Annotated in this window: 20 protein-coding genes; 11 read left to right on the plus strand and 9 right to left on the minus strand. The window is 74.3% G+C overall.

All coding sequences use genetic code 11. The annotated features are described in order from the left end of the window. Nucleotides 1-62 precede the first annotated feature (62 nt). The gene (locus EKG83_RS39500; RefSeq protein WP_228122384.1) at nt 63-1,007 is read left to right on the plus strand and encodes an alpha/beta hydrolase; all 945 of its coding nucleotides are present in this window, start codon (nt 63-65) and stop codon (nt 1,005-1,007) included. 6 nt (nt 1,008-1,013) lie between these two features. On the opposite strand, the gene EKG83_RS39505 is transcribed toward EKG83_RS39500, so the two are convergent. Next, complete coding sequence (locus tag EKG83_RS39505) at nt 1,014-1,259, minus strand: hypothetical protein (protein ID WP_033432730.1); 246 nt, start codon at nt 1,257-1,259, stop codon at nt 1,014-1,016. Nucleotides 1,260-1,709: 450 nt separating this feature from the next. On the opposite strand from EKG83_RS39505, the gene EKG83_RS39510 reads away from it, so the two are divergent. Continuing rightward, on the plus strand, nt 1,710-2,342 hold the full coding sequence (locus EKG83_RS39510; protein WP_033432731.1) for a class I SAM-dependent DNA methyltransferase: 633 nt from the start codon (nt 1,710-1,712) through the stop codon (nt 2,340-2,342). On the opposite strand, the gene EKG83_RS39515 is transcribed toward EKG83_RS39510, so the two are convergent. Further along, on the minus strand, nt 2,343-3,185 hold the full coding sequence (locus EKG83_RS39515; RefSeq protein WP_033432732.1) for a serine hydrolase: 843 nt from the start codon (nt 3,183-3,185) through the stop codon (nt 2,343-2,345). 88 nt (nt 3,186-3,273) lie between these two features. Beyond that, a complete protein-coding gene (locus tag EKG83_RS39520; RefSeq protein WP_033432733.1) occupies nt 3,274-4,215 on the minus strand; it encodes a LysR substrate-binding domain-containing protein in 942 nt (313 codons plus the stop codon). Nucleotides 4,216-4,307: 92 nt separating this feature from the next. Here EKG83_RS39520 and EKG83_RS39525 point away from each other — a divergent pair, with 92 nt between their 5' ends. Then, entirely contained in the window at nt 4,308-5,306 is a 999-nt protein-coding gene (locus EKG83_RS39525; RefSeq protein WP_153278722.1) for an MBL fold metallo-hydrolase, read from the plus strand. A 226-nt stretch (nt 5,307-5,532) separates the two neighbouring features. On the opposite strand, the gene EKG83_RS39530 is transcribed toward EKG83_RS39525, so the two are convergent. Beyond that, nucleotides 5,533-6,090, minus strand: coding sequence for a TetR/AcrR family transcriptional regulator (locus EKG83_RS39530; RefSeq protein WP_228122385.1), 558 nt, complete (start codon nt 6,088-6,090; stop codon nt 5,533-5,535). A gap of 228 nt (nt 6,091-6,318) precedes the next feature. Between EKG83_RS39530 and EKG83_RS39535 the strand changes: the two genes are divergently transcribed. Both EKG83_RS39535 and EKG83_RS39540 read left to right on the plus strand, forming a co-directional pair. Next, nucleotides 6,319-6,972, plus strand: a complete 654-nt coding sequence (locus EKG83_RS39535) for a CatB-related O-acetyltransferase (RefSeq protein ID WP_084717213.1) — start codon at nt 6,319-6,321, stop codon at nt 6,970-6,972. Nucleotides 6,973-7,012: 40 nt separating this feature from the next. Next, nucleotides 7,013-8,920, plus strand: coding sequence for a patatin-like phospholipase domain-containing protein (locus EKG83_RS39540; RefSeq protein ID WP_033435918.1), 1,908 nt, complete (start codon nt 7,013-7,015; stop codon nt 8,918-8,920). A gap of 73 nt (nt 8,921-8,993) precedes the next feature. Here the strand turns inward: EKG83_RS39540 and EKG83_RS39545 are convergent, their stop codons facing one another. Then, entirely contained in the window at nt 8,994-9,794 is an 801-nt protein-coding gene (locus EKG83_RS39545; protein WP_033435919.1) for an SAM-dependent methyltransferase, read from the minus strand. Between the two features lie 300 nt (nt 9,795-10,094). Between EKG83_RS39545 and lon the strand changes: the two genes are divergently transcribed. Beyond that, complete coding sequence (lon, locus tag EKG83_RS39550) at nt 10,095-12,449, plus strand: endopeptidase La (RefSeq protein WP_033435920.1); 2,355 nt, start codon at nt 10,095-10,097, stop codon at nt 12,447-12,449. Nucleotides 12,450-12,532: 83 nt separating this feature from the next. On the opposite strand, the gene EKG83_RS39555 is transcribed toward lon, so the two are convergent. Continuing rightward, nucleotides 12,533-13,018 (minus strand): AMIN-like domain-containing (lipo)protein, encoded by a 486-nt coding sequence (locus EKG83_RS39555; protein ID WP_033435921.1) that lies wholly within the window; start codon nt 13,016-13,018, stop codon nt 12,533-12,535. Between the two features lie 155 nt (nt 13,019-13,173). Here EKG83_RS39555 and EKG83_RS39560 point away from each other — a divergent pair, with 155 nt between their 5' ends. After that, entirely contained in the window at nt 13,174-13,701 is a 528-nt protein-coding gene (locus EKG83_RS39560) for a YbhB/YbcL family Raf kinase inhibitor-like protein (RefSeq protein ID WP_033435931.1), read from the plus strand. A gap of 43 nt (nt 13,702-13,744) precedes the next feature. After that, the gene (locus EKG83_RS39565) at nt 13,745-15,121 is read left to right on the plus strand and encodes a mycothione reductase (protein WP_033435922.1); all 1,377 of its coding nucleotides are present in this window, start codon (nt 13,745-13,747) and stop codon (nt 15,119-15,121) included. A 145-nt stretch (nt 15,122-15,266) separates the two neighbouring features. Here EKG83_RS39565 and EKG83_RS39570 read toward each other — a convergent pair whose 3' ends face one another. Continuing rightward, complete coding sequence (locus EKG83_RS39570; protein WP_033435923.1) at nt 15,267-16,520, minus strand: CynX/NimT family MFS transporter; 1,254 nt, start codon at nt 16,518-16,520, stop codon at nt 15,267-15,269. An 86-nt stretch (nt 16,521-16,606) separates the two neighbouring features. Here EKG83_RS39570 and EKG83_RS39575 point away from each other — a divergent pair, with 86 nt between their 5' ends. Beyond that, nucleotides 16,607-17,278: a FadR/GntR family transcriptional regulator gene (locus tag EKG83_RS39575; protein WP_033435924.1), complete on the plus strand. Its 672-nt coding sequence runs from the start codon at nt 16,607-16,609 to the stop codon at nt 17,276-17,278. Between the two features lie 3 nt (nt 17,279-17,281). Here EKG83_RS39575 and EKG83_RS39580 read toward each other — a convergent pair whose 3' ends face one another. Then, complete coding sequence (locus tag EKG83_RS39580) at nt 17,282-18,190, minus strand: LysR family transcriptional regulator (RefSeq protein WP_033435925.1); 909 nt, start codon at nt 18,188-18,190, stop codon at nt 17,282-17,284. A 73-nt stretch (nt 18,191-18,263) separates the two neighbouring features. Here EKG83_RS39580 and EKG83_RS39585 point away from each other — a divergent pair, with 73 nt between their 5' ends. Continuing rightward, nucleotides 18,264-19,178: an EamA family transporter gene (locus tag EKG83_RS39585; protein ID WP_033435926.1), complete on the plus strand. Its 915-nt coding sequence runs from the start codon at nt 18,264-18,266 to the stop codon at nt 19,176-19,178. A 22-nt stretch (nt 19,179-19,200) separates the two neighbouring features. Further along, entirely contained in the window at nt 19,201-20,121 is a 921-nt protein-coding gene (locus EKG83_RS39590; protein WP_033435932.1) for a pentapeptide repeat-containing protein, read from the plus strand. 346 nt (nt 20,122-20,467) lie between these two features. Here EKG83_RS39590 and EKG83_RS39595 read toward each other — a convergent pair whose 3' ends face one another. After that, nucleotides 20,468-21,991 (minus strand): cobyric acid synthase, encoded by a 1,524-nt coding sequence (locus EKG83_RS39595; RefSeq protein WP_033435933.1) that lies wholly within the window; start codon nt 21,989-21,991, stop codon nt 20,468-20,470. Nucleotides 21,992-22,032 lie beyond the last annotated feature (41 nt).

The raw sequence follows: 22,032 nt of genomic DNA on the forward strand, positions 1-22,032 counted from the left end.
CAGTGCCACGGTCGGGTGGGCCGGCATTCGCGAACGGGTGAATCGAGGGGCACACTGGCGCCGTGGACGCGATCGAGGACCCGGCGGACGTGCTCGGCCCCGGCTACCAGACCCGCAGGCTGCCGCTGAACGGCGACCTGGAGGCGGTGCTGGTGCGCCGCCGCGCGCGGACGCCGAACCGGGGCGCGGTGCTGTACGTGCACGGGTTCGCCGACTACTTCTTCCAGACCCACGTGGCCGAGCACTTCACCGAGCGGCACTTCGACTTCTACGCCGTCGACCTGCGCGCGTACGGGCGGTCGCTGCGGCCGGGCCAGGTGGCGTGCTACGTCACCGACCTGACCGAGCACTTCGAGGAGATCGACGCCGCGGTGCGGGTGATCCGCGAGGAGGACGGCCACCGGTCGCTGGTGGTGGTGGGCCACTCCACCGGCGGGCTGACCGCGAGCCTGTGGGCGCACGAGCGGCGCGACGACGACGTGCTCGACGCGCTGGTGCTCAACAGCCCGTGGCTGGACCTGGCCGAGCCGTGGCTGCTGCGCACCGCGGGCACGGTGCTGGTCCGGGCGGTCGGCCGGGTCGCGCCGCGCCTGGTGCTGCGGCCCGGCCTGGGCCCGGTGTACGGCCACAGCATCCACCGCGACCACCACGGCGAGTGGGACTTCGACACCGCGTGGAAGCCGGTCGAGGCGTTCCCGGTGCACGCCGGGTGGTTGCGCGCGGTGCGCCGCGGCCACGCCCGGCTGCACCGCGGCCTGGACGTGCGGGTGCCGGTGCTGCTGCTGCGCTCGGGGCGCAGCCACCTGCGCGCCAGGGCGTGGACGGCCGAGGCGATGACCGCGGACACCGTGCTGGACGTGGCGCACATGCAGCGGTGGGGCCCGAAGATCGGCCGGGACGTGCGCATCGTGGCCGTCGAGGGCGGGATGCACGACCTGTTCCTGTCCGCGGAGCCGGTGCGCCGGCGGGCGCTGGCCGAGGTGGACGAGTTCCTGGACTCGATCTGACCCGGCCTAGAGGGGCAGGACCTCCAGCGCGCCGGGGCCTTCGACGTGCCGCACCCCGCTGGTCAGGCACTTCAGCGGGTCGATGGTCAGGCGGGCGCTGAGGAGCACCAGCTCCCGGCCCTCGAAGTCGCCGGAGGTGATGGTGGCCACCACGATGCCGACGTTCTCGCCGAGCGGCCGCCGGCTGAGCGTCATGCCGCCGGTGAAGTACGAGGTGCCGGTGTGGTGCCCGTCCTCGTCCTCCCACCGCACGGTGCCGGTCGCGTTGGCGATCGGGGCGTCGACGGTGCAGCTGATCAGCCCGGACGCACTGGCGGTGTAGTCGGCGAAGGCGTGGTCGCGGTCGACGAGCCGGTTGGCGCGGGGGGGGCGAAGGTGCCGTGCACGCTGACGGTGTTGGGGCGGGGCAGCGCGGTCAGGCCGGGGCTGCTGGTCTGCTCGACGTGGCCGGGGCAGGCCACCGGGGGCGGGTCGTCACCGGCGTTGGCGGCCGGCGCGGTGCCCGCGGCCGTCGCGCAGCCGGTGAGGAGGAGTGCCGCGGCTCGGCGGCGGGGGTGCGTTCCACTGCGGTGCTCCCGTTCCGCCGGGGTCCTACCCGGTAGACGTCCGAACCGGTCGCGGCACGCAGACCCGGTCCCGGTTCCGGGCCGACCTCACGCGATCGGCCCGGTCCCCCGCTGCGCAAGCCCTAGATTCCGCGGGGTGACCGAGCCTTCGCACCTGACCGCCACGCGCGAGTCGTACGACACCGTCGCCGAGACCTACGCCGAGTTCGTGAAACCCCGCTTCGGCGAAGACGTGCTCGGCCGGGCCCTGCTCGGCGCGTTCGTCGAGCTGACCCGCGGGGTCGGCCCCGTCCTCGACGCCGGGTGCGGCCCCGGCCAGGTGACCGCGCACCTGGCCGGCCTCGGCGCGTCGGTGCTCGGCGTCGACCTGTCGCCGAGGATGGTCGGGATCGCCCGCCGGGAGCACCCCGACCTGCGGTTCGAGGTGGGCTCGATGACCGCGCTGGACCAGCCCGACGGCGCGTTCGGCGGGGTGCTGGCCTGGTCGTCGACCATGCACCTGCCGCCGGCCGAGCTGCCCGGGGTGCTCGCCGGGTTCCACCGGGTGCTCGCGCCGGGCGGGCACCTGCTGATGGGCTTCCACGTCGGCGACGAGCACCTGGCGCCCGAGACCGCGTACGGCGGGCACCCGGTGAGCTACGAGTGGTGGCTCAGGCGGCCCGACGACGTGGCCGCGCTGCTGGAGGAGGTCGGGTTCGGGGTCGCCGCGCAGGTGGTCGTGGCGGGCGAGAAGCGGCCGCACGCGTACCTGTTGGGGCGCAGGGCCTGATCAGCCCCGGCGCAGGTGCTCGACGGCGAGCCGGGCGGCCGTGCCGATGACCGCGTCGGCCGCGGGCAGGGTGAAGGCGGTGCTCGCGCTGCGGGTGAACACCGCCACCGCGTAGCGCCCGCCGTCCGGGTACTCGACCACGCCGACCTCGTTGCGCACGGTCGGCAGGCTGCCGGTCTTGCCGGCCACGCGCACGTCGTCGAACGGGAAGCCCGACGCCAGGCGGTGCGGCCACACCTGGAGGCCCATCAGGCGGCGGACGGGCGCGCAGCCGTCGTGCGCCCAGGCGTGCGCGAGCAGCCGGGTCAGGTCGCGCGGGGTGCCGCGGGTGGTGCGGTCCGGGTCCAGGGCGCGCAGCCGGGCCAGCACCACCGGGTCGGCCAGCGCGGCGGGCAGGGTGGCGGGGCGGGCGTCCTCGGCGATGACGGCCGTGAACTCGCCCGCGCGGTGCACCACCTCGGTGTCGCGCAGGCCCAGGTCGCGGGCGAGGGCGTTGAGGGAGCCCAGGCCGAGCACGTCGACCAGGGCGTCGGCGGCGGCGTTGTCCGAGACGGTGATCGCGAGGTGGGCCAGGTCGCGCAGCGACATCGTGACGGGGTCGAGCATGGCGCCGATGCCGGTGGGGCCGGTGGCGCGGTGGTGGTCCAGGGTGAGGCGGGTGGTGGGGTCCAGGTCGCTGTGGTGCAGGGCGACGACGAGCAGGACCTTGAACACGCTGGCCAGCACCACGCGCCGGTCCGCGCCCACGCAGACTTCCCGGTCGGGGCGGTCGAGGTCGACGGCGTGCAGGTGGCCGGTGACGCCCGCGTCGGCGAAGGCGGCTCGGATGCGGGCGGCGCTCATGCCCGGGGCCCCGGGGTTGGCAGCGCGTGTCCCGCGCGGCGCCCGTGCCCGATGCCCCGCGGCCGGTGGCGCGCCTCCGGTGCCGCGGTCATGCCAGGTACTCCGCGGCCGGGCGCGGGAAGCGCGGTGAGCGGTCGTCGTCCGGGCGCATGCCCCGCGCGGTCAGCACCTCGGTCACCGCCGCGGCGAACGCGGCCACCGCCGGGGTGTGCCGGTCGCGCGGCCACGCGCACGCGGTCCGCCACCTCAGGGGCGTGCCGCGCAACGGCCGCCACACCGCGTCGCCGGGCGGTGCGACCCCGTCGTGCAGCGCCACCGCCCCTCCCGCGAGCACCAGGCCCAGCGCGAACTCCGGGTTCCCCGCCTGGTGCACCTCGGCGGGCGTGTAGCCGTGCCGGGCGCAGGTGGTCAGCAGCTCGTCGTGCAGCGCGGGCGCGGCGGCCCTCGGGAACAGCACCAGCGCCATCCCGGCCAGGTCGGCCAACCGCACCTCCGCCGCCGCGGCCGACGGGTGGTCGCGCGGCAGCAGCACGCCGAGCGGACCGGTCAGCACCGGCCCCAGGGCCAGCCACGAGCTGTCGAACGGGAACCGCAGCACGCCCACGTCCAGGGTCCGGTCGGCCAGCGCCCGCAACTGCCCGGCCGTGGCGGCCTCGCGCAGCTTCAGCTCCAGCGGGCTGCGGCGCCGGAACGCGGGCAGCAGGGCCGCCACCGCCCGACCGCCGAGGTCCGGCGGCACGCCCGCGCGCAGCACCCCGGCCTCACCGCGCCGGAACCGCCCGGCCAGCGCCCGCAACCGGTCCTCCCCGGCCAGCACCTCGCGCGCCTCGACGAGCAGCAGGCGGCCGGCCTCGGTCAGGGCGACGCGCCGGGCGTCGCGGTCGAACAGGCGCACGCCGAGTTCCCGTTCGAGCTTGCGGATGCTCTGCGACAGCGGGGGCTGGGAGAGGTGCAGGCGGGCCGCGGCGCGGCCGAAGTGCAGTTCCTCGGCTACCACCAGGAAGTGCCGGAGGTGCCGCAGGAGGTCCACGAGCGGGGACGATATCCGTTCGCGTATCGCCGCGGGCGCGATATCGGACTTGGACGCGGTGCCGGGGGCGCTGGTCTGGTGGAGCCATGTGCGTGAACAGGCGACAGGTGTTGAGGGGCGCGGCGGCGGTCGTCGGGACGGCGGTCGGCACGGCGGCGACGGGAACGGCGGCCGGCGCGTCGGCGCTCGGGCGGACGGGCGGCGAGGCGGCCGAGGCGGCCGGGGCCGACACCTCGGCGGCGGCGTTCGCATCGGGCCGCAACGGGGTGGCCCTGCGCTGGTTGGGCGTCGCGGGCTGGGAGCTGTCGCTCGACGGCCGGCGCGTCCTGGTCGACCCGTACCTGAGCCGGCTGCCGGTGTTCGACGAGGCGGGCGCGTTCATCCCCGACCACCCGCTGGAGGTGCGGTCGGACCTGCTGGACCGTCACCTGACCGAGCGACCCGACCTGGTGCTGGCCACCCACGGGCACTACGACCACCTGATGGAGATCCCCCACGTGGTCGAACGGCACGGTTCGCGGGTGATCGGCACGGAGACCCACCGGCACCTGCTCACCGCGATGGGCGTGCCAGGTGACGGCGTGGTCGTCGCCTCCGGCGGGGAGCACCTGGACTTCCACGGGTTCACCGTCGAGGTGTTCCGCAGCCTGCACAGCCAGTTCGGCTCGTACGGCTACTTCGCGCCCGGCACCCTCACCGCACCGCCGCGCAGGCCCGCGACGATCGGCGACCTGGTGGAGGGCGGCTCGCTGGCCTACCGGGTGACCGCGCGCGGCTTCTCGGTGCTGTTCCTGTCGGGCACGGCGAACTTCGTCGAGCGCGAGGTGGCGGGCCTGCGACCGGACGTGCTCGTGCTGGGCATGAGCGGTCACACGAACGTGTACGACTACACGGCACGGGTGCTGCGCGCGACCCGCCCGAAGGTGCTGGTCCCCAGCCACCACGACGACATGGTGACCCCACTGGACGACCCGGCCCTGCCCGCCAGGGGCAACCCCGCCGCCGCGACCGAACTGGCCGACACGGCGCGGCGGATCGGCCTGGCGGCCAAGGTGCTGGACTCGGAAATCCTGCGCTGGTACGAGTTCTGACCGCGTGGAGGGCGGACCCCCTGCGCGGACACCTCACTGCGCGAACTGCCCGGTTTTCGCCCTTCCCCCACGCCCACCCCACTACCACCAAGCTCACCACCCCGGCCCGATCACCCCGCTCCCAACACCCCGGCCCGATCACCCCCGGCCCAATCACCCCCCGGCCGATCACCCCGCTCCCAACACCCCGGCCCAACCACCCCCAGCCCAACCACCCCCGGCCCAATCACCCCGCTCCCAACACCCCGGCCCGCGCGGCGACGAGCGCCGCGCGGGCCGCGCGCTCCGCAGCGGCCCGGTCGACCGGCTCGCCGGACACCAGCACCCGGTAGAACAGCGGCGCGCAGGTCTGCCGGACCAGCTCCTCGACATCAACCCCCTCGGGCAGCTCCCCCCGCCCGACGGCCCGCTTCGCGATCACCGCGGCAGCGGCGTGCCGGGCCGCGTAGTAGCGGTTCTTGGCCTCACGGGCCCGACTCGCCTGGAGGGCGGCCGCGATCAGGGCCACCGGGACCCGGCTGCGCACGGGGTCGGCGAAGGTGTCGACCACCTCGGTGGCCAGGGCGATCAGGTCACCCTCGACCGAACCGGTGTCGGGGGCGACCCAGTCGACGTCGCGCCCCTGGTCCAGGGCGTCGGCGATCAGCACGTCCACGGTGCCCCAGCGGCGGTAGACGGTGGTCTTGTGCACGCCCGCGCGGTCGGCGACGTTCTCGACGGTCATGCCGATGTAGCCGCGGTCGACCAGCTCCGCGTGCACCGCCTCCAGAACGGCCTCGCGCACGCGGGCCGATCGGCCGCCGGTCCTCCTGCTCTTCACTTTGCAACTCCAGTTGCGTTAGGCACCAAGGAGGTGCCACCATAACGCAACACGAGTTGCAACAGGGGGACCTGAAGCGACACGAGTTGCAGCAAGGCCCCTTCGTGCAACTCAAGTCGCCCCAACTCCCTCTAACGCAACTCAAGTCGCCCCAACTTCTCCGACGCAACACGAGTCGCGACAGGAGCGCTCTTGACCTTCATCCCCGATCCGACCGCCCTGCACCCGCTGCCGCACGCCGACCGCGTCGTGCTGCTCAAGCCACTGGTCACGACGCCGAAGATCGAGGTCGGCGAGTACACCTACTACGACGACCCGGAGCACGCGACCGGGTTCGAGACGCGCAACGTGCTCTACGGGTACGGCCCCGAGAAGCTGGTCATCGGCCGGTTCTGCGCCTTGGCCGCCGGCACCACGTTCATCATGGCCGGCGCGAACCACCTCACCACCGGCGTCTCCACCTTCCCGTTCACGATCTTCGGCGGCGCCTGGCAGGACCGCACCCTCGACCTGGTGACCGGCATCGGGACGCGCGGTGACACCGTGGTCGGCAACGACGTCTGGTTCGGCTACGACTCGCTGGTCATGCCGGGCGTGTCCATCGGTGACGGCGCGATCGTCGCGGCCGGCTCCGTGGTGGTGTCGGACGTGCCGCCGTACGCGGTGGTCGGCGGCAACCCGGCTCGCGTGCTCAAGCTCCGCTTCCCCGAGGACGACGTGGCCCGCCTGCTGCGGGCGCGGTGGTGGGACTGGCCGGTCGAGCTGATCACCGAGCACGCCCGCGTGATCATGGCCGGCACGCCGGCGGACGTCGAGCGGGTCGCCGCGGACAACGGCCTGTGGTGAGTGCTCGCCGGCACCGCCCCCGACGGTGAATCATGGCCCCATGGCGGAGGAGTACGACCGGTACTGCGACCTGACCATGCGGGGCGGCACCACGAGCGGCGTGGTCTACCCGTGGGCGGTGGTGGAACTGGCCCGGCACTACCGGTTCCGCTCGCTGGGCGGCGCGTCCGCGGGCGCCCTCGGTGCCGCCTTCACCGCGGCGGCCGAGCTGGGGCGCGACCGCGGCGGGTTCGACAAGCTGCACGACGTGGTCGACTGGCTCGCCGGGCCGGGCTGGCCGATGGCGCAGCTCTTCCAGCCCAGCGGGCACACGCGCAAGCTGTTCCGCATCGTCACCGCGGTCATGCAGCGGCGGGAGACCACCGGGCGCAGCCCGTTGACGTGCCTGCTGCTCGCGCTGCTCGGCGCGATCGGCTGGCGGGCCCGCGCGTTCCTCGGCCTGGCGCTCGTGCTGTGGCTGGTCGGGCCGACGCTGTGGTCCCGGGTGGTCGACTGGGGCGCGACGCCCACCTGGGCGCTGGTCACCGTCACCGTCGTCGGGCTGGTCGGCGTGCCCGCCGTGGCGGGCCGGCTGCTGTTGCGCGGTGGTGACGCGTGGCTGCGCCGCGCCGGCACCGCGTTGCTGCTCCTGGTCCCGCTGGCGCCGGTGGCGGTGGCCACCCGGTGGTCGGCGGCGAGCCTGGCGACCGCGGCCACCGCCGCGGTGTGCTGGCTGGTGCTCGGCTTCGCGTTCGTCAGCGCCGTCGCGCTCACCTACGGGTTGGGCGCCAAGCGGTTCCTGGACCGGATGGCCTCGACCATCCACTTCGGCCTGGTGCCGGGCACCGGCCGGTTCGAGGCGAACTTCTGGGACCGCCGCTGCGGCGTGCCGCGGTCGACCGGCGTGCCGCCGCTGAGCGACTGGGTCGCCGACCGGCTCGACGACCTGTCCGGTGTCGCGGACCTGACCTTCGCCGACCTGAACACCAACCTGGTGCTGATGACCACGGACCTGTCCGAGGGCCGGCCCTACCGGCTGCCGTTCACCGAGCCGGTCGACCCGTGGCTGTTCTGCCGGACCTGCCTGGGCACCGTGCTGCCGGGGCGGATCGTCGACCGGCTGGGCACCTCCCCGTCGGGGCACCGCTGCCCGCTGCACCCGGAGGAGCCCGTCCACGCCCTGCCGCGCGACCTGCCCGTGGCGCTGGCGGTGCGGATGAGCATGCCGCTGCCCGGCCTGATCGCCGCCGTGCCGCTGGTGCGCGCCGAACCGGAGCCCCGCGTGCACTGGTTCTCCGACGGCGGCATCACCAGCAACTTCCCCATCCACTTCTTCGACCAGCTGCTGCCGCGCTGGCCGACGTTCGGGCTGTCGCTCCAGCCGTACCCGCCGGGTGACGAGCGGGACGTGTGGCTGCCCGAGCAGGACGCCTCCACCAGCGGCGCGCCGTGGCGCGGCATCGGGCGGGTCGGGCAGTTCGCGTCCGCGATCCTCGACACGATGCTGGGGTGGCGCGACACCATGCAGTCCGCGCTGCCCGGCTACCGGGGGCGGATCGCGCACGTCCGGGTCGGCGCCGACGAGGGCGGCACGAACCTGTTCATGCGGCCGGAGGTGATCCGGGCGCTGGCGCGGCGCGGCGAGGAGGCGGGCAGGCTGCTGCGCACCCGCTTCACCGAGGACGCCAAGACCGACCGCTACCGCTGGATCCGCATGCGGTTGGCCATGCGCGAGTACCAGCAGCTCGCCGAGCAGGCCGAGCAGCGCGGCGAGCTGTACCGCGACCTGGCCGCCCGCTACCGGGTGCCGGAGGACCTGCGCGACTGGTTCGCCGTGCCGCCGACGGGCGGTGACCCCTACGCGCGGGAGATCACCCTCACCCTGGACGCGCTGGGCCGCCTGCCGAAGGGGCCCTTCGACGGTGCGCCGCCGGTCGACCCGGACCTGCGCCTGACCCCGCCGGAGTGACGCCGGGGCCGGGCGTCGGCACCCGAGGCCCGGCCCCGCTCACGACTCGTCCCGGTTCAGGGCTCGCCCGGGTTCAGGGCTTGCGGCCGACCCCGGCGTAGGCGCTGATGTAGGCGTCGTCGGAGTCGGGGTACCACTCGGCCAGCGGCACGATCCCGGGTTCGACCACCTCGAACCCGGCGAAGAAGGCGGCGATCTCCTCGCCCGAGCGCAGCACCAGCGGGCTGTCGGTCTTGCGGTAGATGGCGTTGACCTGCTCGCCGCCCTCGATGCCCTCCGCCGAGATCCCGTCCCAGCTGCCGTGCGAGACGGCCAGGTAGCTGCCGGACGGCAGGGCCTCCCGGTAGCGGGCGACGGCCTTGTGCGGCTCGTCCGCGTCGGGCACGAAGTGCAGCACCGCGACCATCAGCAGGCCGATGGGCCGGTCGAAGTCGAGCATCCGGCGGACCTCGTCGCTGCCCAGCACGGAGTCGGGGTCGCGCAGGTCGGCCTGGATGGCGCAGGCCAGCGGGTTGTCGGCGAGCAGCGCCGTGCTGTGGGCGACCGCCACCGGCTCCACGTCCGCGTAGACGACCCGGGCCGACGGGTTGGTCTGGTGCGCGATCTCGTGCACGTTGCCCACGGTCGGGATGCCGGAGCCGAGGTCCAGGAACTGGTCGATGCCCTGGGCCAGCAGGTAGCGCACCGCGCGGCGCAGGAACGACCGGTTCGCGCGGGCCGCGCCGGACATGCCGGGGAAGATCTGCTCGACCGACTTCGCCGCCTCGCGGTCGACCGCGAAGTTGTGCGAGCCGCCCAGGTAGTAGTCGTACATCCGGGCCGCGCTCGGCCGTCCCAGGTCCACGGAGGACGGAACCCAGCTCGCCTGCTCCATGCGCGCATCTCCTCGTTGGTCGACGGCGTGATCGTCGTGGGGTTCCGAATCGGGCACAACCCCCGAACGGACGCTCCGCGTGCGTCCGGTCACAGCCTCGCACACGCGGTTCGCCGTGAAGCCCGGCGTGGTCGTGGTAGATCTTGGACCGGGCACCCGTGCGATCCGTGAAGCCTTCCGGACGTCTCGCCGGGCCCGCCGGTTCCCGCGTCGGAGGGGATCGCTCAGAGCGAACAGCCAGCGGAAACAAACACCCGCTCACCTTGGTTGAGCCAGTCAGACTCAACTTTGGAGGAGATCATGGGCGAGACGTTGGCGCTGCCGGTGCTGCCGCTGGACGACGTGGTCGTGCTGCCGGGCATGGTCGTGCCGATCCGGCTCAGCGGCTCCGACGCCACCGCCGAGGCCCGCGCCGCCGTCGAGGCCGCGACCGCCGCCGGCGGCCAGTCCCGGGTGCTGCTGGTGCCGCGGCTGGACGGCAAGTACGCGAAGGTCGGCACGCTGGCGCTGATCGAGCAGGTCGGCCGCCTCTCCGGCGGCGAGCGGGCCGCCGTCGTGCGCGGCACCGAGCGGGTGCGCATCGGCACCGGCACGACCGGTCCCGGCGCGGCCCTGTGGGTCGAGGCGACGGTCGCCGACGAGTCGCCGGTGGACGAGCGCACCCACGAGCTGGCCCGCGAGTACCGCGCGCTGGTCACCACCATCCTCCAGCAGCGCGGCGCGTGGCAGGTGGTCGACTCCGTGCAGCAGGTGGACGACCCGTCCGCGCTGGCCGACCTCGCCGGGTACGCGTCGTACCTGGACGACGCGAAGAAGGTCTGGCTGCTGGAGACCAGCGACGTGACCCTGCGGCTGGAGAAGCTGCTGGAGTGGGGCCGCGAGTACCTGACCGAGTTGGACGTGGCCGAGACGATCCGCAAGGACGTCAAGGAGGGCGTGGAGAAGCAGCAGCGCGAGTTCCTGCTGCGCCAGCAGCTGGCCGCGATCCGCAAGGAGCTGGCCGAGCTGGAGGGCAAGCCCGCCACCGAGGAGCAGGACTACCGGGCCCGCGTCGAGGGCGCCGACCTGCCCGCGCACGTGCGGGAGGCCGCGCTGGCCGAGGTCGACAAGCTGGAGCGCACCTCCGAGCAGTCGCCCGAGGTCGGCTGGATCCGGACGTGGCTGGACACGGTGCTGGGCATGCCGTGGAACGAGCGCACCGAGGACTCCTACGACATCGCGGGCGCGCGGGCGGTGCTGGACGCCGACCACGCGGGCCTGGACGACGTGAAGGAGCGCATCACCGAGTACCTGGCCGTGCGGCGCCGGCGCGCCGACCGCGGCATGGGCGTCGTCGGCGGGCGGCGGTCCGGCGCGGTGCTGGCCCTGGTGGGCCCGCCCGGCGTGGGCAAGACCTCGCTCGGCGAGTCCGTCGCGCGGGCCATGGGCCGCAAGTTCGTCCGGGTCGCCCTGGGCGGCGTGCGGGACGAGGCCGAGGTCCGCGGCCACCGGCGCACCTACGTGGGCGCGCTGCCCGGCCGGATCGTCCGGGCGATCTCCGAGGCGGGCTCGATGAACCCGGTGGTGCTGCTCGACGAGATCGACAAGGTCGGCGCGGACTACCGGGGCGACCCCACGGCCGCGCTGCTGGAGGTGCTGGACCCGGCGCAGAACCACACGTTCCGGGACCACTACCTGGAGGTCGAGCTGGACCTGTCGGACGTGGTGTTCCTGGCCACGGCCAACGTGCTCGACGCCATCCCCGGCCCGCTGCTGGACCGCATGGAGCTGGTGCAGCTCGACGGCTACACCGAGGACGAGAAGGTCACCATCGCCCGCGACCACCTGCTGCCGCGGCAGGTCGAGCGCGCCGGCCTGGCGCCGGAGGACGTCTCGGTCACCGGGGCGGCGCTGCGGAAGCTGGCCGGCGAGTACACCCGCGAGGCGGGCGTGCGGCAGTTGGAGCGCTCGCTGGCGCGGGTGCTGCGGAAGGTGACGGCCAGGGTGGCGCTGGGCGAGGCCGAGCTGCCGGTGGCGGTGGACGTGCCCGACCTGCGCGGGTACCTGGGCTCGCCCAAGCACACGCCGGAGTCGGCCGAGCGGACCGCCGTGCCGGGCGTGGCCACGGGCCTGGCGGTGACCGGCGCGGGCGGTGACGTGCTGTTCGTCGAGGCGTCGCTGGCCTCGGCGGGCACCGGGTCGGCCGGCGTCACGCTGACCGGGCAGCTCGGCGAGGTGATGAAGGAGTCGGCGCAGATCGCGCTGTCGTACCTGAAGTCGCACGACGAGCGCGCCGCGGTGCTGGCCGAGCGCGGGGTGCACGTCCACGTGCCGGCGGGCGCGGTGCCCAAGGACGGGCCGTCCGCGGGCGTGACCATGACCACGGCGCTGGCGTCGCTGCTGTCGGGTCGCCCGGTGCGCTCGGACGTGGCGATGACCGGCGAGGTCTCCCTCACCGGCCGGGTGCTGCCGATCGGCGGGGTCAAGCAGAAGCTGCTGGCCGCGCACCGGGCGGGCATCACCACGGTCCTGCTGCCCCGGCGCAACGAGCCCGACCTGGACGACGTCCCGGAGTCGGTGCGCGACGAGCTGACCGTCCACCTGGTCGGCGACGTCCGGGAGGTGCTGGACCTGGCGCTCGAACCGGCCACCGCCACCGCCACCACTGCCGCATAACCGCGCGAGTCGAACCCCCACGACCCGCGTGTCGAACCTCCAGGACCCCCGAGTTCCACACTCGGGGGTCCTGGTTCACGGGGTCAGTGGCCCACGTCGATGACCAGGCGGGTGGGTGCGTCGAGCAGGAGGACGCGGTGCCAGGAGTCGCGGCGCAGGCCGAGGCCGACGGTCAGGTTGGCCTCGAAGTCGCCGGTGATGGCGAACGCCTGCACGTTGGCCAGGCCGGGGGTGTCGAACTGGCGCGGGCCGGTGTACGTGGGGTTGCCCGCGTCGTCGTGCGCGGCCGCGGGCGCGCTGCGGACCTCCAGGAAGTAGCTCCCGGGCAGGTTGACCGGGTTGCCGGAGGGGTCCGCGATCAACTGGTCCACGCAGCGGATGAAGAACTCCGGCCGCGGGCCGTTCAGGTCGAGCACGACCCGGTCGAAGCCGGCGTGCTGCCCGGTGCGGACGTTGGTGAGCACCGGGACCAGCGGGGCCTGCGCGCCGGCGGCGGCCGCCGGGATCGCGGCACCCACCGCGACGAGGGTGAGGGCGAGCAGCCCGAAGCGTCTGAGCTTGTTGAGCATGACCCCTCCAAGGGGCGTGTGGACCCGGCTGGCTGCCGGGTCGTACCCCCCAAGACGTGTCGCGCGTCACGGGGTTGCCCGCCGGCCGCCTGCGCGCCCGACCGGGCGGCGATAGGGTTCGGGCAGTCCGGCAAGATCACGTGTGGGAGGCCCCGATGAGCCTTGAGCGCCCCGTCGCTCCCGACCCCTACGCCCTGCTGCCGCAGGTGCCCTCGTTCACGGTCAGCTCGACCGACGTGGAGGACGGCCAGGCGCTGCCGCAGGCCCAGGTCTACGAGGGCGGCAACACCTCGCCGCAGCTGAGCTGGACCGGGTTCCCGGAGGGGACGAAGAGCTTCGCCGTCACCTGCTTCGACCCGGACGCCCCGACGCCCTCGGGCTTCTGGCACTGGGTCGCGGTGAACATCCCGGCGTCGGTGACGTCCCTGGGCACCGGCGCGGGCGCGTCCGACGACGCGCTGCCCGACGGCGCGTTCCACGTGCGCAACGACTACGGCACGCGCGACTTCGGCGGCGCCGCGCCCCCGCCCGGCGACCAGGTGCACCGCTACTACTTCGTGGTGCACGCGGTGGACGTGGAGAAGCTCGACGTCGACGGCGACGCCTCGCCCGCGGTGGTGAGCTTCAACCTCGCGTTCCACACCCTGGCGCGCGCCGTGCTCGTGCCCACCTACGCCCACTGACCGCACCGGGAACAAGTGCCCCACGTCGCGAGTTGGAGCCGACGTGAGGCACTTCGACCTGGTCATCATCGGCTCCGGCTCCGGCAACTCCATCGCCGACGAGCGGTTCTCCGGCTGGAAGATCGCGATCGTCGAGAAGGGCGTGTTCGGCGGCACGTGCCTGAACGTCGGGTGCATCCCCACCAAGATGTTCGTGCACACCGCGGACGTGGCCGCCGCACCGGCCTCCGGCGCGCGGCTCGGCGTCGACGCCCACCTCGACGGCGTGCGCTGGACCGACGTCCGCGACCGGATCTTCGGCCGGATCGACCCGATCTCCGAGGGCGGCAGGCGGTGGCGGGCGGAGGAGAACGCCAACGTCACGGTGTTCGCCAGCACGGCCAGGTTCGTCGGCCCGAAGACGCTCGACACGGGCACCGGCGAGACGATCACGGCCGACCGCTTCGTGCTGGCCGCCGGCAGCCGCCCGGTGGTCCCGGACGTGGCCGACCTCGCCTCCGTCGGCTACCACACCAGCGACACGATCATGCGCCTGGACGCGCTGCCGCCCCGGATGACCATCCTGGGCAGCGGTTTCGTGGCCGCCGAGTTCGCGCACGTGTTCTCCTCGTTCGGCGTCGCGGTGACCGTCGTCGGCCGCTCGGACCTGCTGCTTCGGCACGAGGACCGGGAGATCGCCACGCGGTTCACCCGGATCGCCTCGGAGAAGTGGGACGTGCGGCTGCGCCGCAAGGCGGTGCGGGCCGAGCGCGTGGACGGCGTGGTGCGCCTGCACCTGGAGGGCCCGTCCGGCGAGGAGCACGTGGACGCCGAGGAACTGCTGGTCGCGGTCGGCCGCACGCCCAACTCGGACCTGCTCGACCTGCCCGCCACCGGTGTCGCGCTGCACGCCGACGGCCGCGTGGTGGTCGACGGGCACCAGCGGACCTCGGTCGAGGGCATCTACGCGCTGGGCGACGTGAGCAGCGAGCACCAGCTCAAGCACGTGGCCAACCACGAGGCGCGGGTCGTGCAGCACAACCTGCTGCACCCGGACGAGCCGATCGCCTCCGACCACCGGTTCGTGCCCTCCGCGGTGTTCAGCTCGCCGCAGGTCGCCTCGGTGGGGCTGACCGAGGAGCAGGCGGCCGAGCGCGGGGTGCGGTACGTGGCCGCGTCGCAGGCGTACGCGTCGATCGCGTACGGCTGGGCGATGGAGGACTCGACCGGGTTCGCGAAGGTCCTGGCCGACCCGGAGGACGGGCGGATCCTGGGCGCCCACGTCATCGGACCGCAGGCGCCGACGGTGATCCAGCCGCTGATCCAGGCGATGAGCTTCGGCCTGGACGCCAAGTCGATGGCGCGCGGCCAGTACTGGATCCACCCGGCGATGCCCGAGGTGGTCGAGAACGCCCTGCTCAACCTGCCGCTGGAGTACTGATCGAAAGTGCGCCGGGCCCGGCCGGACCCCTCGAACGGCCGGGCCCGGCGCTTACTTCCGTCACCGACACATCGCGCGGGCGACGTGAGGTGTTATCACTTCACGCGGTGCGGGGGTCGCCGGCTCACGGTGCCGGGTCGCCGGCTCACACGGTGCGGGGGCGGCCCGCCACCCAGCCCAGCGCGGTGAGCAGGACCAGCAGGCCCACCAGCACCAGCATCGACACCGCCCAGCCGCCGGTCGCGCCGCGCAGCACGCCGAACGCGAAGGGGCCCGCCGCGGAGATCAGGTAGCCGATGCTCTGCGCCATCGCCGACAGGCGCGCGGTGTCCGCGCCGGACGAGGTCCGCAGGGAGATCAGCACCAGCGCGAGCGGGAACATGCCCATGCCGACGCCGATCAGCACGGCCCACGCGCCGGGCGCGGCGGCGGGCGCCAGGGCCAGGCCGAGCACGCCGAGCACGGACAGCGCGCCGAGCAGCACCACCAGCCCCGACTGGCTCGACCGCCGGGCGGCCAGCGGCGGCACGACCAGGCTCACCGGCACGCCGAGCACCATGGTGACGGCCAGCAGCAGCCCGGCCGTGGTCCGGTCCACCCCGGCGTCGACCAGGATCTGCGGCAACCAACCCATCACCGTGTAGGCCAGCAGGGACTGCAGGCCGAAGAAGACCGTGATCACCCACGCCAGCGGGCTGCGCAGCAGGGACCGGCCCGCGGGCGCGCGGCGGGCGGTGGCGCGGACCTCCGCGCCGTGCCGGGCGCCGGCCAGCCAGACCAGCAGGGCCGCCAGCGACAGGCACGCCCAGGCGCCCACGGCGAGCCGCCACGAGCCGAGCACGGACTCCAGGACCGGGGTGAGGGCGGCGCCGACCGCGGCGCCCGCGGCGAGGGCCGCGGTGTAGACGCCGGTCACCAGGCCCACCCGGTCGGGGAAGGACTCCTTGACCACCACCGGGATCAGCACGTTGCAGACCGCGATGCCGGCGCACGCGACGAACGTGCCGCCGAGCACCACCGCCGGGCCGTCCACCACGCGCAGCACCAGGCCGAGGGTCAGCACGGCCAGCGACCCGCCGACCGCGCGGGCCATGCCCAGCCGGCGGCCCAGCCACGGCGCGAGGAACGCGGCGAAGCCGAAGCACAGCGTGGGCACGGCGGTCAGGGCGCTGGTCCAGGTCGTGGACACGCCGAGGGAGGCGCGCACGTCGCCGAGGATCGAGGCCAGGCCGGTGACGGCGGGCCGGAGGTTCGCCGCGGCCAGGGCTACGCCGATCGCCAACAGCGTGCTGCCGACCAGGGCAACCTGCCTGCTCCGGCCTCCTGGACCGGCAGCACTACCAGCAGGATGGGCCGCGATCGTCGCATTGGCACCGGGATCGGTGGCAGTGTGGACCATCGACGGTGACCGGTCTGGCTGGGCGTGCTGGATCGTCACGCGCCTACTATTACAGACATGGGATGTTCGGATGAAAGGATGGCGTTGTGCCATTGGCCACTACTCGGCGGGCCGGGCTCGTCGACCAGGTGATCGACCAGATGAGGGGAGCGATCGCCGCCGGTGAATGGCCGGTCGGCCGCCGCATCCCGCCCGAACCCGAGCTGGTCAACGCGCTGGGGGTGGGTCGCAACACCGTGCGGGAGGCGGTGCGCGCGCTGTCCCACGCCGGCCTGCTGGAGGTCCGCCAGGGCGACGGCACGTTCGTCCGCGCCACCAGCGAGCTGTCCGGCGCGGTCCGCCGGATGTGCGGCAGCGAGCTGCGCGACGTGCTCCAGGTGCGCCGGACGCTGGAGGTCGAGGGGGCTCGGCTGGCCGCGTCCCAGCGCACCGAGGAGGAGCTGCGGCGGCTGGAGCAGCTGCTGGCCGAGCGCGACGAGGCGCTGGTCGCCAAGGACTGGGTGCGCCTGGTCGAGCGCGACACCGCGTTCCACGTGCTGCTGGTCCAGTGCTCGCACAACACCCTGCTCGCCGAGCTGTACCAGGGGCTGACCGAGGCCGTGCGGGCCAGCATCACGGCCACCGTGGAGACCGACCACGACGACGAGCACGTCTCGCACACCGGCCTGCTCGACGCGGTGCGCGACCGCGACCCGGCCCGGGCCGCGGCCGAGGCGGGCGGGTTCCTGGAGGACCTGCTGGAGCGCCACCAGGGCTGAGCCTCACGCGGTGTCGCGCTGCTCCCAGCAGGTCCGCAACGCCGCGAGCGCGGCCGTGACGGCGGGGCGCCGACCGGCCTGGGTGCGCCAGACGGCGAACACGCGGCGGGTCGGCGTGGGCACGAACGGCACCGCGCGCACCCCGTCCGGCAGCACGCCCCGGCCGAGCCGGGGCAGCAGCGCGACACCGATGCCCCGGGACAGCAGGGCCAGCTGCGTCTCGTACTCGGCCACGCGGTGGGCCAGGTCGGGCTCCATGCCCGCGCCCCGGAAGGTGTTGACCAGCCAGTCGTGGCAGATCGTGCCCTCCGGCTGGCAGATCCACCGCTCGCCGGCCAGGTCCTCGGGCGCCACCGACGCCCGGTCGGCCAGCGGGTGCCCGACCGGCACCAGCACGTCCGCGACGTCCTCGCCCAGGCGCGCCCGCGACACCGGCTCGGGCACGGGCAGCGGCGCGTTGACCCAGTCGTGGGTGACGGCCAGGTCCAGCTCGCCGCGGGCCACCGCGCCCAGCCCGTCCGGCGGGTCCAGCTCCACCACGCGCACGTCCAGCCGCGGGTGGTCGGCGGCCAGCCGCGCCAGCGCGGCGGGCAGCAGGCCGCGCGCGGCCGTGGCGAACGCGCCGACGTGCAGCCTGCCGACCGCCTCGCCGCGCTGCTCCTCCAGCGCCACCTCGGCCCGCTCGACCAGCGCCAGCACCTGCCGGGCGGTGGTCGACAGCAGGTGGGCCGCGTCGGTGAGCGCGACGCCCCGGCCCCGCCGCTCCAGCAGCGCGGCGCCGGTCTCCCGCTCCAGCTTGGCGATCTGCTGGGACACCGCCGAGGGCGTGCAGTTGAGCGCCGCGGCCGCCGCGCCGACCGAACCGTGGGTGGCCACCGCGTGCAGGGCGCGCAGCCGTCCGAGATCCAACATGCAGCGATGCTAAACGAAAGACTTCAGAAGTAATTGCTAGTGCTAAACGGTTGGTCGCTGAAGAGTGGGTCGCGTGAAACCACGCCACGTCGCCCTCGCGGTCCTCGTCGCCACCATCTGGGGCGTCAACTTCGTCGTGATCAAGGTGGGCCTGCGCGACTTCCCGCCGCTGCTGTTCTCCGCGCTGCGCTTCCTGGCGGCCGCGGTGCCCGCGCTGCTGTTCGTGGGCAGGCCCAGGGTGGCGTGGCGGTGGGTCGTGGCGGTCGCCCTGTGCCTGGGCGTGGCCAAGTTCGGGCTGGTGTTCCTCGGCATGGCCGCCGGGATGCCCGCCGGGCTCTCGTCGCTGGTGCTGCAGAGCCAGGTGTTCTTCACCGTGCTGTTCGCCGCGGTGCTGCTGCGCGAACGGCCGCGGCCGACGCAGCTGGCCGGGATGGGCGTGGCGGCGCTGGGCATCGTGCTGATCGCCCTGGACTACGGCGTGGACCGCCCGCTCTCGGCGTTCCTGCTGGTGGTGCTGGGCGCGGTGGCGTGGGGCCTGGCGAACGTGGCCACCCGCCGCGCCCAGCCGCCGAACGCGCTGAACTTCATCGTGTGGACCAGCGCGCTCGCCGTGCCGCCGCTGCTCGGCCTGTCGCTGGTCTTCGAGGGCGCCGCCGCGGACCTGGCCGCGCTGCGGGCGCTGGACTGGACCGGGGTGGCCGCCGTCCTGTTCATCGCCTGGGTCTCCACGCTGCTCGGCTTCGGCCTGTGGAACCTGCTGCTGAGCCGCTACGAGGCGAGCGCGGTGGTGCCGTTCGCGCTGCTGGTGCCGGTGGCCGGGATGCTGTCCGGGTGGCTGCTGCTCGACGAGACCACCACCGCGGCGCGCCTGGGCGGCGCGGCGCTGGTGGTCGTGGGCATGGCCGCCACCACGGTGCGGCGGCTGCGCCCCGGCCGGAAGGGGTCACCGGCCGTGTCGGAGCTTGACGCCCCCGTGACCGTTCGGTGAGCTGGGGGGTGTGGAGCACCGGGTGCTGTCGGCGAGGACGATCGTGCTCTGGGCGATCGGGCTGGCGGTGGTCGCCGCGTGCTCCACGACCCTGCTGCTGGTGACCCTCGGCTCCGGCGACCCGCGCGACCTGATGCGGCTGGACGCGATCCGCACGGCCTCCGGCATCGTGCTCGGCACCGGCGGCGCGGCGGCGCTGCTGCTCACCGCCCGCCGCCAGCGGTCCACCGAGCTGGACCTGCGGCAGAAGGACCACGACGCGACCGAGCGGCGCGTCACCGAGCTGTACGGCAAGGCCGCCGACCAGCTCGGCAACGACAAGGCGCCGGTGCGGCTGGCCGGGCTGTACGCGCTGGAGCGGCTGGCCCAGGACAACCCGGCGCACCGGCAGACCATCGTCAACCTGGTCTGCGCCTACCTGCGGATGCCGTTCACGCCGCCGCCCGAGGTCGCCGCCCGGGTGCGCCTGCTCCCCCGCGACGCGCAGCGGTTCCAGGAGCTGGAGGTCCGGCAGACCGCCACCGGGCTGCTGGTCGCGCACCTGCGGCCGGACCGGCCCGAGGCGTTCTGGTCGGGCATCTCGCTCGACCTGTCCAACGCGACCCTGGTCAAGCTCGCGCTGACCCACGCCGAGGTCGCCTCGGCGTCGTTCGCGGGCACCACGTTCGTGGGCCCGGCGACGCTGCGGGGCACGGTGGTCACCGGCACCGCCGACTTCCGCGACACCCGCTTCCGCGGCCTGGCCGACTTCCGGCGGGTCGGGTTCGGCGAGGCGTCCTTCCGCGGCGCGGTGTTCGAGGGCGAGACCGACTTCGGCGTGCACACCACGGCCGTGCTCACCGGTGCCCGCACCCGCGTGCGCGGCGTGCGGCACAAGTGGCCCGACGGGTGGACCGAGCGGCCCGACGGCCCGGACTGGGCCGTGCTCGTGCGCGATCCGTAATCACGTGTAGCCCGAACGGGCGACGTATCCCCCGGTGCCCCCACGGTACTTTCTGGGTATGAGGCCAAGCCCCGGTTGGAGGTGTGACGTGTCGACCGCATACGTGATTCACACGTCCCTCACCGGGATGTGCGAGTCCCCGAACGCCTGAACGTCCTTCGCGGACCTCTGACGTCCCTTGCGGACTTCCGACGTCCCGTTCCCCTCTCGACCGTGACCGCACGGTCCAGGCGCGGCGGTTCGCCCGGCTTGGTGGTCGGGCACCCAACCCCGCGCGGACCGGTCGCCGGCACGGCACCGGTGCTCGACGGCCCGCGGCTTGGCGGTCGCGCGCCGCACCGGTACCTCAGGCGACAGGCGGCACGCCGGCGGGCGGGACCACCGGGAGCCCACCCGGGGCGCCGTGCTCCAGCAGGGCCAGCACCGCGTCGGTGTCCAGGTGGTCCGCGACGAGGTCGCCCAGCAGGTCGAGCTGCGCCGCCCGGCGCCCGGCGAAGTCGGTGTCCGGCGCGGGCACGAAGCCCGTGCGGCCCGCGTGGCCCGCGGCCCAGCGCAGGAACTCGCGGCGGAACGCGTCGTTCTCCAGCAGCCCGTGCCAGTGGGTGCCCGCCACCCGACCGCGCAGCGCGCCCTCGGGCGTGCCGTCGGAGAGCACCACCAGTCCTTGCTCGGCGTTGCGCACCACCCGCCCGTGGTGGATCTCGTACCCCGTCACGGGTTCGCCGAACGCCGTGCCGCGCGGCCGGTCGAGGGTCTTGTCGACCTCGAACCGCACATCCACGTCGAGCATGCCCAGGCCGGGCACGTCGCCCGCGCCCGACTCGACCGCGTCCTGGACGTGCCTGCCGAGCATCTGGAAGCCGCCGCAGACGCCGAGCACCGGGCCGGGGTGCGCGGCGACCGCGTCGGCCAGGCCGGTGGCGCGCAGCCAGCGCAGGTCGGCCACGGTCGCCTTGGACCCGGGCAGCACCACCAGGTCCGCGTCGGCCAGCCGGGACGGCTCGGTGACGAACCGCACCGACACGCCCGGCTCGCAGGCCAGCGCCTCGACGTCGGTGGCGTTGGAGATCCGCGGCAGCCGGACCACGGCCACCCGCAGCCACTGGTCGCCGCGCGGCGGCTCGGGGCGGCCGATGACGCCGTCCGCGGTGTAGGACAGCGAGTCCTCGGCGTCGAGCCACAGCTCCTCGCGCCACGGCAGCACGCCGTGCACGGGGCGCCCGGTGAGCGCGCGCAACTGGTCCAGGCCCGGCGCGAGCAGCGCGGGGTCGCCGCGGAACTTGTTCACCACGAACCCGCCGATCAACGCCTGGTCGGCGGGGTCGAGCAGGGCCAGGGTGCCGAACAGGTGCGCGAACACGCCGCCGCGGTCGATGTCGCCGACGACCAGCACCGGCAGGTCCGCGGCCCGCGCCAGGCCCATGTTCGCGATGTCGTCGGCCCTCAGGTTGATCTCGGCGGGCGAGCCGGCGCCCTCGCAGATCACCACGTCGTAGTCGGCGCGCAGCCCTTCCAGCGTCTCCAGCACGGTGGTGAACAGCTCGGCCTTGCGCGCCCGGTAGGACAGCGCCGACACCTCGCCGACCGCGCGGCCCAGCACCACCACCTGCGAGCTGCGGTCACCGCCCGGCTTGAGCAGCACCGGGTTGAACCGCACGCTCGGCTCCAGCCCGCACGCGGCCGCCTGCACCGCCTGGGCCCGGCCGATCTCGCCGCCGTCGCCCGTGACCACCGAGTTGTTGGACATGTTCTGCGCCTTGAACGGCGCCGTCCGCACCCCCTGCCGGGTCAGCCAGCGGCACAGGCCGGCGGCCAGCACGCTCTTCCCGGCGTCCGAGGTCGTCCCCGCCACCAGCAACCCACCGCGCACGAACACCCCTACCCGTCGGTCCCGGCTGACATCATCCACAT

Origin of the sequence: Saccharothrix syringae (genome assembly GCF_009498035.1) — a bacterium.
Classification (GTDB): Bacteria; Actinomycetota; Actinomycetes; order Mycobacteriales; family Pseudonocardiaceae; genus Actinosynnema; species Actinosynnema syringae.